This window comes from Blastocatellia bacterium (assembly GCA_025054955.1).
Lineage (GTDB): Bacteria > Acidobacteriota > Blastocatellia > HR10 > J050 > JANWZE01.
Genome location: JANWZE010000095.1, coordinates 1 through 9,190, shown reverse-complemented (window position 1 = coordinate 9,190; position 9,190 = coordinate 1). Strand labels below are relative to the sequence as shown.

The window sequence follows — 9,190 nt, the reverse complement described above, 5'->3', positions numbered from 1 at the left end:
GACTCATGCGTCGGGCGCTACATCCACGTTCGCGTGAGCTTGTGTGGCAGCCGCTGTTTCAATCCTCGCCCGACTCATGCGTCGGGCGCTACCGTACAATATCTAAATCCTGAAGTTCTAACGAGTAGGGGAAGGTCGAGCGCGAACCTGGTCTCCAACCCAACCAATACCGCTTGTAACGAGCCACAGGTTTTGCAAAAATCCAGCCAACATAATAGATTGGGCGCAACGCGATCCCCCTACGGTTTCTAGTGCCGCGACAGGTTCGCGCAGCTTTGTCTGTGAGGTAGCCACACACCGTTTTAATCCTCGCCTAGCTTGAGAGCGGGGTAGTAAGTGATGAGGTTGCTCAATCTGTTTTCAGACCACAAGCGGGGCGTCGAAATCCACGTAATCGCTTTTACCATACACCTCGACATAGCGTTCCCTGGGCTCCACAAGTCTATAAATCCGCAGGCTATCTTTTTGCTGATCCATGCACTGAAGCAAGCGATGTCGGAGCTGCTCAAGTTGCATGTCATTGACTGAACACTCGAACACCGATTTCTGCACTCGTTGACCGAAGTCTTTGCAAATTTGCGCGACCTGACGAAGGCGGCGCTCTCCTGCTTTGGTATCTGTTGCCACGTCATAAGCCACGAGCACGTCCATAGGATCCTCCTGGCACCGCTCGAACGGCGAGCGTTACCGATACAGAAATGGTGGATAGATTGACAAATCGCCTCGAAGATAACGAGCCAGAAGCCGCGCCTGGATATGAGGAACCAAACCGAATGGGACCTTCTGTCCAAGCACGGGGTGTTGAACTTCATCTTGCTTACGTTTCTGGTAAGCAACGACAACCGTCTTGCGAGCCTCGTCTTCTAGAAGCACCGCCCCACCCGGTCTCTGGTGAAAATCATCCCGGGTGATTTGCTGGCGGTTGATGAGCGTCAATGCCAGGCGGTCGGCTAACACCGCGCGAAGCTCTTCCATCAGATCAAGGCCCAAGGCCGGGCGTCCCGGCCGCAGAGCATGCAAAAAACCAATTTGTGGGTCTAAACCTACTGCTTCCGCAGCAGCCACACAATCGCTCAGTAGCAAGGTGTAGAGAAACGACAAGAGCGCGTTCATCCGGTCGAGCGGGGGACGCCGGCTTCGACCGTTCATTCCAAATGCTTCCCGATCCACTCTCACCATCCGACCCAGCACGCTGAAGTAAGCCCGTGCCGCATTCCCTTCGATTCCCCGCATCTGCTCAAGCTCCGTGCTACTTTCCAGGCTGGCCAATAAGCCAAGCAACGTATTGGCGCATTCAGTGAAGAAGGCTATGTCTTCCGGATTATCGGTTTCCCGAGCCGCTCTGAGAACGATCTGGCGGGCATTTTGGATTTTCCCCGCCACGATGTTCCGAGCAATCAACGGTGGCTTGATGGAGTCACTCACAGCTAGATGCTGGGCACGCCGAAGCAGCACGTTGCCTGATACAGGCCCTTCGAGGCGTGCTTTAAACTGACCGTGATGATCCAAGAAAACAACGGCGCGGCCATCTTCAGCACAACGGTGCAGTAGAAACGGGCTGACGAGCACGTTGCCAAAACAGACGATCCCGCCTAAATGGTGTAGGGGCACCTGGAGTTTGGTCGTTCCCTCCACGTCCACCTTTAGCGTTTCATGATCGAGTCGCAAATAGGCTTTGTCCGTTGTCACATAGAGCGTGTTCAAGAGTTGATACATGATTGTTCTCCCATCAAAATGGAATTTTCATCGTTCGTTGTGGGCTCATTGCCCATGAGTGATTGCTGTGAAAAGAGCCCACAAAACACACGAAGCTCACGAAAGAATTGTATTTTCATCCTTCGTGGCGAGCGCGGTGCTCATGGGCGATTCGTGACTTTATCTTGGAGTGCGCCGACAGAGCGAAGCGGCGACGGCGCTTTCTCCCTTGAATAGCCAATTCACGCTTCGTGGCGAGCGCGGTGCTCATGAGCGATTCACGTGAAAATCGCTGGGAGCGCACGCCTGCGGGGTGTGCTCGCTTGAGCCCACTCGAAGCGGGCGCTCCCACGTTTTCACGCATCGTGGCACGCAATCGCACATGAAGAATTCGCTTGCGTCTCACGTTGAGTCGTTTGCGCGAAACAGAGATAACCGGATCGCCTGTAGCCGCGCAGCTTCTCCAACCACTTTCGGCAGACAGGACTCCTTGAGCGAGCAATGTTCGCAGCGGGCATCGTTGACGGCGGGTGGCAGCGTCTCTGTAGCCAACATCTGACGAACAGCGGCCACCGTTTCTATCACGCGCTGTCGCAACGGCTCGTCGAATACCACCTCTCGGCGTTTGCGCGAACCGTGGTGATAGACCGCGCCGCACGGGACAGATTGGCCGGTCATCTCTTCCAGACAGATCGCCTGCGCGCAAAGTTGGAGATCATCATGACCCCATTTGCGACGCGGTCCGACTTTGTACTCGACGGGATAGGGTTTCAATTCTCGCCCACTGCCGGGCGTCGGGTGGAACTCAACGACATCGGCTTTTCCGACAAGTCCAAGTCGCTTAGACCACAGTGGCAGCGCGCGTTCGATTCTTACCTCCCCATGAAGCTCGCTTGCAGGTTCGTCTACGCGTTCGTGCAGAAGTTGGCCTCGAATGGTGTAGAGGTTCTCATCGAATGTCTGCTCCAGATGGATCAACGCGCACTGGCGCGGGCAATACGAGTAATGCTCCAGCGCGGAGATCATCACCAGTTCAGAGTCAGCCCAGATTTGATCCGATCTATCCGGCATAGGGCTACTCCACCAGTGCTTTCAGCGTGACACCCGGCGGCAAGTCTTTGTCAGCGATGGTGACGATGTAATCAGAGAACTGCCGGGGGGCCTCGACGCCAGCTTTGCGCTGAACTCTGATTCGCTCAAACAGCTTGTGGGCTGGTGCGTTGCCTTTCGCGTTTTCGTGAGTAAACACATAAAGTCCCCGACACGCCATCAGGCCACGACTTGCCGAGCGATCCAGGTCCCACATACGCTGGAGCGCCTCCCAAAGCAGGGACAAATCTTCCTCGGATAATCCAGTCTGCGCCGCGAAATGAGGATTGACGAAGCCATAGCCAATGTAGAGGCCATAGGGTACCAACGCTTTTCGCCCCATCTCCCTTTCCTTGGCGGCGTCTTCTTCCCTAGTCACGGCAACCCGTGTAATTGAAAGATCTAACGGCACGACCGGATCAACGGAACGAGCAAAAGTCAGTTGAATAGGGCCTCTGACCTGACCACAGTTTATCCCGGTAGACATCACGGCACCAAACGCTCGAATGTCAAAGTATTGTTGACACATCCAGCTTTGAGCTGAGTCTACCTCTTCGGCCGTGGGCTTACGGCTCTTGGCGCTCTTGACGACCTTTGAGGCAAAATCTTTGCCTTTCTTGCCGAGGCTTTCCTCGATCTGTTTCATCGCCTCTTTCTGTTCGCCCGCATCGAGAAGCCCCGAGTAGTTTAAAGTCCACGTACCATCACCTTCACCCTCTTTCAGAGTGAAGCCTTCGGGCAAGTCAACCGGCTCTCCATTTGGCGCAAACACTGGCACCAAGTCTTGTGGAACAAGAAGGGACGCAGGCTCGCCAACTTCGATATTGCGGGCACTGTAGGCGCGCTGATGCTCTCGATTCAAAACACCTCGTTCTTTGACATAGATATCGTAGCCGGGCATTGGTGCGCTCTCTGTCCGCTTGGTAGTAAGTACATAGTTTCGGACCTTGCGTTTGAGACACACATCAGTCACCAGTCCTTGCATAGTCTCCGGGTCTACGCGAGGTAAGTTGCCCGCATCCGGGTCGCCGTTGGGATTGCCGTCGGTTACATCGAAGAGAAGCACAAAGTCATGGCGTCGTTTGGGATCAGTATAGATTTCGTTTGTCATCGCGATTTCCTCCTGATTACTGAGATTTGAGTTAAGCAGTTTCCTTTTGTTGAGATTGTTTGTAAGCGATGGCGGCAGCACGATCAGCAGCTCGTTGATGGTAATAGCCGAGACTGAAAAGCCCTTGCTCTTCCAACGTGAGCGTTTTGGGAAATGTTGTCAGTCCGGCCTGTACTTCTTCTAACTTGCGTTGGAGTGCTTCGTGAGTACCGGGTTTCTCCCGGCGGAGCTTGCCCAGATGAGCTTGCGCGCCCCGCAGTAGCCGACCGAAGACGGAAGCGGGCGCAGAGGAAGCCGTGCCAAAGAACCGATCTGTGATCGTCGTGTTTGCTCCAGGAATAGCGGCTCGCTGCACAGCTTCGAGCAAGGCAAGCAGCCGCCCGCACAAGTACGCCGGATTTCGATTGCTGGTGTCCAGTTCAATCATAGTTTCCTCCATTGGGTCAGAATCTTGCTGTGAACGTAAAACCATCTTAATGAGCGCCGCCCGAGGGCGTGTGATGCCCTGTTCGGCGCGATTGCGTTTGACCGCTTGAAACAGCAACCACATTGGCAATGGACCACCTTTGAGCGCGACATGCAGCAACGCTTTGGGCACATTGGGCGGAAGTTCTTTGCTGGCGTCGCGCACGGTAGAAGAAGCCAGTGCATACAGGCCAAGCGGCTTGCCCTCCGTGCCGTCACGCTCCACAATGCGCTGAAGGGCAAAGTAGCGGGCCAGATTCCGCTTGGCTTCTTCGACGGTAGTATCCAACCACTCGCGCACTGCGACGCGCCCGCCGCTGGCTGAAAAGGCAGTCGCATAGAAAGGCATCGTGTCTAACTGTGCCGCTGTCTCCTTCCCGCCGAAGGCCGAACTCATCAGCGCCTTGACTTCACCCGGCTCGGGCGATGACAACAGCGTCGCAAACGAGAAGGTATGCTCCTGCTTCGTCCAGAAAAGATATACAATCGGGCCGATGGTGATGTGTGTCTGCTCGTTTTCGATCAACTCATTAGCCGCTTTGCTGAACCGCTCACCGCAGTCCTGGCAGGTCGGCGCAATCAGTGACGCTTCCAGCCCGTAGGATTCAAACGCGGGCACATTCGCCGAAATGATCGCCATGCCGGACGTTTGTCCACCGGGGATACGTTTGATCTTGATCGGAAGTCGCTTGACGGCGGGTCGTAGCTCGCCACAGATGAGGCACTGCATGGGCTTTGATGCAGATTGATCGTCGGGCTGACCTGTGGCGAACGAGGCCCAAAAGTTCTTCACTGATGGCAAATCAATTGGCATGACGCCGTCCACGCGAAAGGTGAGAACGTCTCCGGGATCGAAATCCCCTGGTAGCTGGAGAGCCTTAAGGTCAGCACTTTCGAGAAACCGGAGAACAGCAGCAACCGATGGCTCATTGGTTTCCTTTGCGCACGTCCTCACCAAATCAACAAAAGCCCTGTGGCACTCCTCGACCCGTTCTGGCCTACTTTTTTCCCTGGCTATGCCGAGGACGTATTCGCCAGTATCCGCCAGAAGTTTCGCTCGAACTCCCGAAGAACGTGCAACATGAGGAGCCAGATACTCTTTGCCTCGATCTTTCTTTCCGCCTTTACCTTCAGTCGCTACAAATCCTCGGAAGTTGCCGTTCACATCCAACTCAATCAGCCACGTGATCGGCGTCTTAAGATACATCGGCGGTGGCAGCTCTAACCGCTCGGAGTAATCACGAAGTTGTTGCAGTAGCATCGCTCATCCTCCTTCGATATTCCTCTGGCGGTATTCGCAGAATGCCGCAATCAAGTCTGGCGCTGAAGAAATGTGGTGTGCCCCGACCGGACCGGTCTGGTGTATAGTCAAGATCAAAGAGCATCGGACCGAGATCGCAGGTCAGATCAATCGGCCGCTCAGCTCCATCCGGGTCGCTAAACGAGGCCGCAAACTCGCGGCAACCCAAGTAGGGCCGATGATAACACTGACCGCGAGTGACACGCCGCCGGAATTGATCTCGATACTTGGCCACATCATCAGTCGCGTGAGCCGCCAGGACTACATCGGCGCGAATGATGTAGGCAACGTCGTACAGGGCCAGTGTGTGACGTTGGGCGCGATCTTCGTCGGCAAAGTAACCGCCACCTGACTTAGCCCATTGCTGAGCCGATTGAATGCTGGCCTTTCTGTTGACCTCGTTGCGCATGATCGAGATGTATTGGATCGGCTTGAGTACTTCGATCTGCCGAATCTGCCAGTGGATTTCGGGCTTCCAAAAAATTGCCTCCAGCAGGCCGCGAGCGGCTGAAGGCGTCATGACGGGGTAACTCACGCGTTCGGCCTTCATCTCCGGCCTTGTAAAACACGCGAAGTCACCCCAGACTTTCACTTCTACTGGTGGATGATCAGTCATAGTTTTTTCCTCCTGTTGGAGATCAAATGACTAACTCAGATGGATCGCGGTTGGCCGCGACCAAGCCCCGAACGTTGTCATATCTACCCAGCCATTCCCACAAACCAGAGGTGATTTCTTGAAGAAATCCCTCTTTGAAATACTCAGGAATGAGCCGGGATCGAACGTTGACGATGTACGGCTGGAGACGCCGCAGTACCCAACGAGGTACTTCAGCCTCACCCTGCAGAGTGTGTAGCAGGTTGTCCACCTCATGGCGATACTTCTCCGGTCTGACGATGACCGGAGCGGTATCGTCTTCAATCAGTCTGAATCGCTGCGCCACCTCCGGGTAGTCCAGAGCTTGCCGCAGATTCTGAATTCCCTTCTTGTCCAAAGAGACGGCTTGGTACAAGCGTTCGAAATACGTGCGATAGAGATTTGGGTCGTCAAGATCGGCCATCGGATCGCACAGCAAACTCAACGCTGTGTCCATTCCCGTTCGGTATGTTCCTGGCGGCGTTCCGCCTTCTGCCGGCCAAAACACAACCACACGACCCGCTTCAAGTCGCCCCTCTCGATTGCATCGCCCGGCGGCCTGCACAATCCGATCTAACGGGCCGACCGCTCGTAACACGACCGGAAAGTCCAAGTCTACTCCTGCCTCAACCACTTGAGTCGAAACCAAGCGACACTGCTCACCAGCCTTCAGCCGCCGTTGCACTTCTTTGAGAATGTCCCGTCGGTGCGCGCCGCACAAGAGTGTTGATAGATGAAATGCCTCTGAATCATTCAACGCGTCGAGCAACTGAAGAGCATCACGCTTGGTGTTGACGACGGCCAAGCACTGCTTGGTTGATCTCATCTCCTCCGCTACTTGTTCCCACGTCCAACGCTTGTCGTGATCGAAGTCGTAATCAACCCGCCTCAATTGGTCGAAGTAGCGAGACGGATCAGGTATGATCTCTCGCACGTTTTGCAATCCTTTCAGATACGGCCCATCCTGAAAGGCCGGTTGTGTCGCCGTGCAAAGCACGATGCTGACGTCGTAATGCGCGGCCAGCTCTTGAACGACATCGAGGATGGGCGTGAGCAGCTCCGGTGGAAGCGTTTGAACTTCATCAAGAATGAGAACACTTCGCGCTATATTGTGAAGCTTTCGGCATGCACTTGGCCGATTGGAAAAGAGACTTTCAAACAATTGAACCGTCGTCGTCACCACTATTGGAGCATCCCAGTTCTGACTGGCCAATCGAGACCATACCTCTTTTTGCGACAACGGGTCCGCGAGGTCTTGTTCAGTGATGACCGCGCTGTGATGCTCAAGCACGAGGTCGTCGCTGAAGATCTCTCGGTAGACATCGGCAGTCTGTTCAATGATGCTCGTATAAGGGATCGCGACAATGACACGGTCTAGCTTGTGATGCATGGCGTGCTGGAGAGCAAAGGCCAAGCCAGACCGGGTTTTGCCGCTCCCAGTCGGAACAGTCAAGCTGAAGATACCCGGCATCTGCTGAGCAGCTTGGACGCAGAGTTGATAAATCTCCTGGCGAATTCGGTTCAATCGCGTTGGCGGTTGATTACCAAACCGCTTGTCCTGATCGGCCTCGAACTGTTTCCAGAGATCATCTAATCCAGACCATTGCCCTCTTAATTGAGATCGCTCTGGGTGAAAGTGCCGCTCTGTATCGAGGAAGTCAGCATCCACGAGCGCGCTGAACACCATTCGCAAAAAAAATTCGAGTTTCCGCTTGAGTTGGTCCCGCTCTTTCTGCGTCTGGGCGCAACCCTGAAGGAACGTAGGCGATGTGGCCTCCAATGATTGATCAGGCTTGATGGTGCGCAAGACTTCCCGCGCCCTCTCCAATGCTTGAACAATCATCGGCGCATTGACTTTCGCTTGGAGCCGAGCTTTCAAATCGGTGAACGATGGAAGGCCGCCGTGATGCCCGGCAACGAGAAAAGCGAGAGGTTCAAAACAATGACAAGCCCATACTGCACCAGCGGTCGAATGGTCAGGACCGCGCTTTCCAGTCGGGTGTGCGATGTACGCCTGGAAATCAGGATGGAACTTTCCCAGATCATGCCACAGTCCAGCCCAGTAGGCGAGTTCCCCCGCTCCGAATTTTTCACCGAACTTTTGGGCTAATTTTGCGACGGCATTCAAATGCTCATCTAAGCGGTGCCAGCAACCATTGCTATTCTTCGAATGGGCGAACATTTCAATAGGTCTTTCCATAGTCTCCAATACCTCCCACGCCGGCAGCCACGCCCGATTCAATCGCCTCTTAGGTGATCGCCTCAATCGCCTCAAGTACCGCTGCTCAATCGTTACATCGTTCAGCGGCACTCTCGACGCTATTTGACCCACGCTCAGGCAAGCTGCCGCCATCAGTGGTTTAAGGTTAATCCCCCCAACCAATCCTTAATCCAACTGCTCCCTGTATCAATGACGGGATTTCTCCGAAAATTCCCTTCACCCCCAAGAAATTTTTTCCTTCCAACACGAGCGATTCAAATCGGACGGAGGTTCACCGATCTGCTTCCGCATCCGCTGCCACTGTCGCTGCCAGCGATTTTACAACCGATAATCGAACTTGCAAGAGCACAGCTATATCGGCCGGCTCATACCTCTCGGCCAGCAACTGACCGATTATCTATCTACGTGACCTCCCATGCTGGACTCAACGTGTTGTATTCCGGCCACACCATTGTTGCATCTCTACAAAAATTTGCCTTGATCAGAGCGCCGCCTGGTTGCTACAAACTCCGAGCCAACAGCCTGCCGATCAATGGCTTGACAAAGAGCGATGCCAGTCAGACTGCATTCGGCATATCGCTTGCTCAAGAGAGCATCTGATGATCACGCGACAAACCACGATTCAACGCTCCGTCAGCATCAACGGCATTGGGCTACACACCGGCGCGGCTGTTC

7 protein-coding genes are annotated in these 9,190 nt (G+C 54.5%); all 7 read right to left on the bottom strand.

Features of this window, described 5'->3' with window-relative positions; genetic code table 11:
• Window positions 1–360: 360 nt before the first annotated feature.
• Entirely contained in the window at window positions 361–651 is a 291-nt protein-coding gene (cas2, locus tag NZ823_11945; protein MCS6805833.1) for a CRISPR-associated endonuclease Cas2, read from the bottom strand.
• A gap of 33 nt (window positions 652–684) precedes the next feature.
• The gene (gene cas1c, locus NZ823_11940; protein MCS6805832.1) at window positions 685–1,716 is read right to left on the bottom strand and encodes a type I-C CRISPR-associated endonuclease Cas1c; all 1,032 of its coding nucleotides are present in this window, start codon (window positions 1,714–1,716) and stop codon (window positions 685–687) included.
• A gap of 381 nt (window positions 1,717–2,097) precedes the next feature.
• Complete coding sequence (gene cas4, locus NZ823_11935; protein ID MCS6805831.1) at window positions 2,098–2,766, bottom strand: CRISPR-associated protein Cas4; 669 nt, start codon at window positions 2,764–2,766, stop codon at window positions 2,098–2,100.
• Window positions 2,767–2,770: 4 nt separating this feature from the next.
• Window positions 2,771–3,895 carry a type I-C CRISPR-associated protein Cas7/Csd2 gene (gene cas7c / locus NZ823_11930; GenBank protein MCS6805830.1) on the bottom strand — a complete coding sequence of 375 codons (1,125 nt, stop codon included), beginning with the start codon at window positions 3,893–3,895 and terminating at the stop codon, window positions 2,771–2,773.
• A 31-nt stretch (window positions 3,896–3,926) separates the two neighbouring features.
• Window positions 3,927–5,621 carry a type I-C CRISPR-associated protein Cas8c/Csd1 gene (gene cas8c, locus NZ823_11925; GenBank protein MCS6805829.1) on the bottom strand — a complete coding sequence of 565 codons (1,695 nt, stop codon included), beginning with the start codon at window positions 5,619–5,621 and terminating at the stop codon, window positions 3,927–3,929.
• A complete protein-coding gene (cas5c, locus tag NZ823_11920) occupies window positions 5,599–6,276 on the bottom strand; it encodes a type I-C CRISPR-associated protein Cas5c (protein MCS6805828.1) in 678 nt (225 codons plus the stop codon). The genes cas8c and cas5c overlap by 23 nt, the downstream gene beginning before the upstream one ends.
• A 22-nt stretch (window positions 6,277–6,298) precedes the next feature.
• Window positions 6,299–8,494, bottom strand: a complete 2,196-nt coding sequence (gene cas3 / locus NZ823_11915) for a CRISPR-associated helicase Cas3' (GenBank protein MCS6805827.1) — start codon at window positions 8,492–8,494, stop codon at window positions 6,299–6,301.
• Window positions 8,495–9,190 lie beyond the last annotated feature (696 nt).

Bases quoted from the DNA above. Each gene is read 5' to 3' on its own strand.
- cas2 (MCS6805833.1), bottom strand. From the start codon at position 651: ATGGACGTGCTCGTGGCTTATGACGTGGCAACAGATACCAAAGCAGGA.
- cas1c (MCS6805832.1), bottom strand. From the start codon at position 1,716: ATGTATCAACTCTTGAACACGCTCTATGTGACAACGGACAAAGCCTAT.
- cas4 (MCS6805831.1), bottom strand. From the start codon at position 2,766: ATGCCGGATAGATCGGATCAAATCTGGGCTGACTCTGAACTGGTGATG.
- cas7c (MCS6805830.1), bottom strand. From the start codon at position 3,895: ATGACAAACGAAATCTATACTGATCCCAAACGACGCCATGACTTTGTG.
- cas8c (MCS6805829.1), bottom strand. From the start codon at position 5,621: ATGCTACTGCAACAACTTCGTGATTACTCCGAGCGGTTAGAGCTGCCA.
- cas5c (MCS6805828.1), bottom strand. From the start codon at position 6,276: ATGACTGATCATCCACCAGTAGAAGTGAAAGTCTGGGGTGACTTCGCG.
- cas3 (MCS6805827.1), bottom strand. From the start codon at position 8,494: ATGGAAAGACCTATTGAAATGTTCGCCCATTCGAAGAATAGCAATGGT.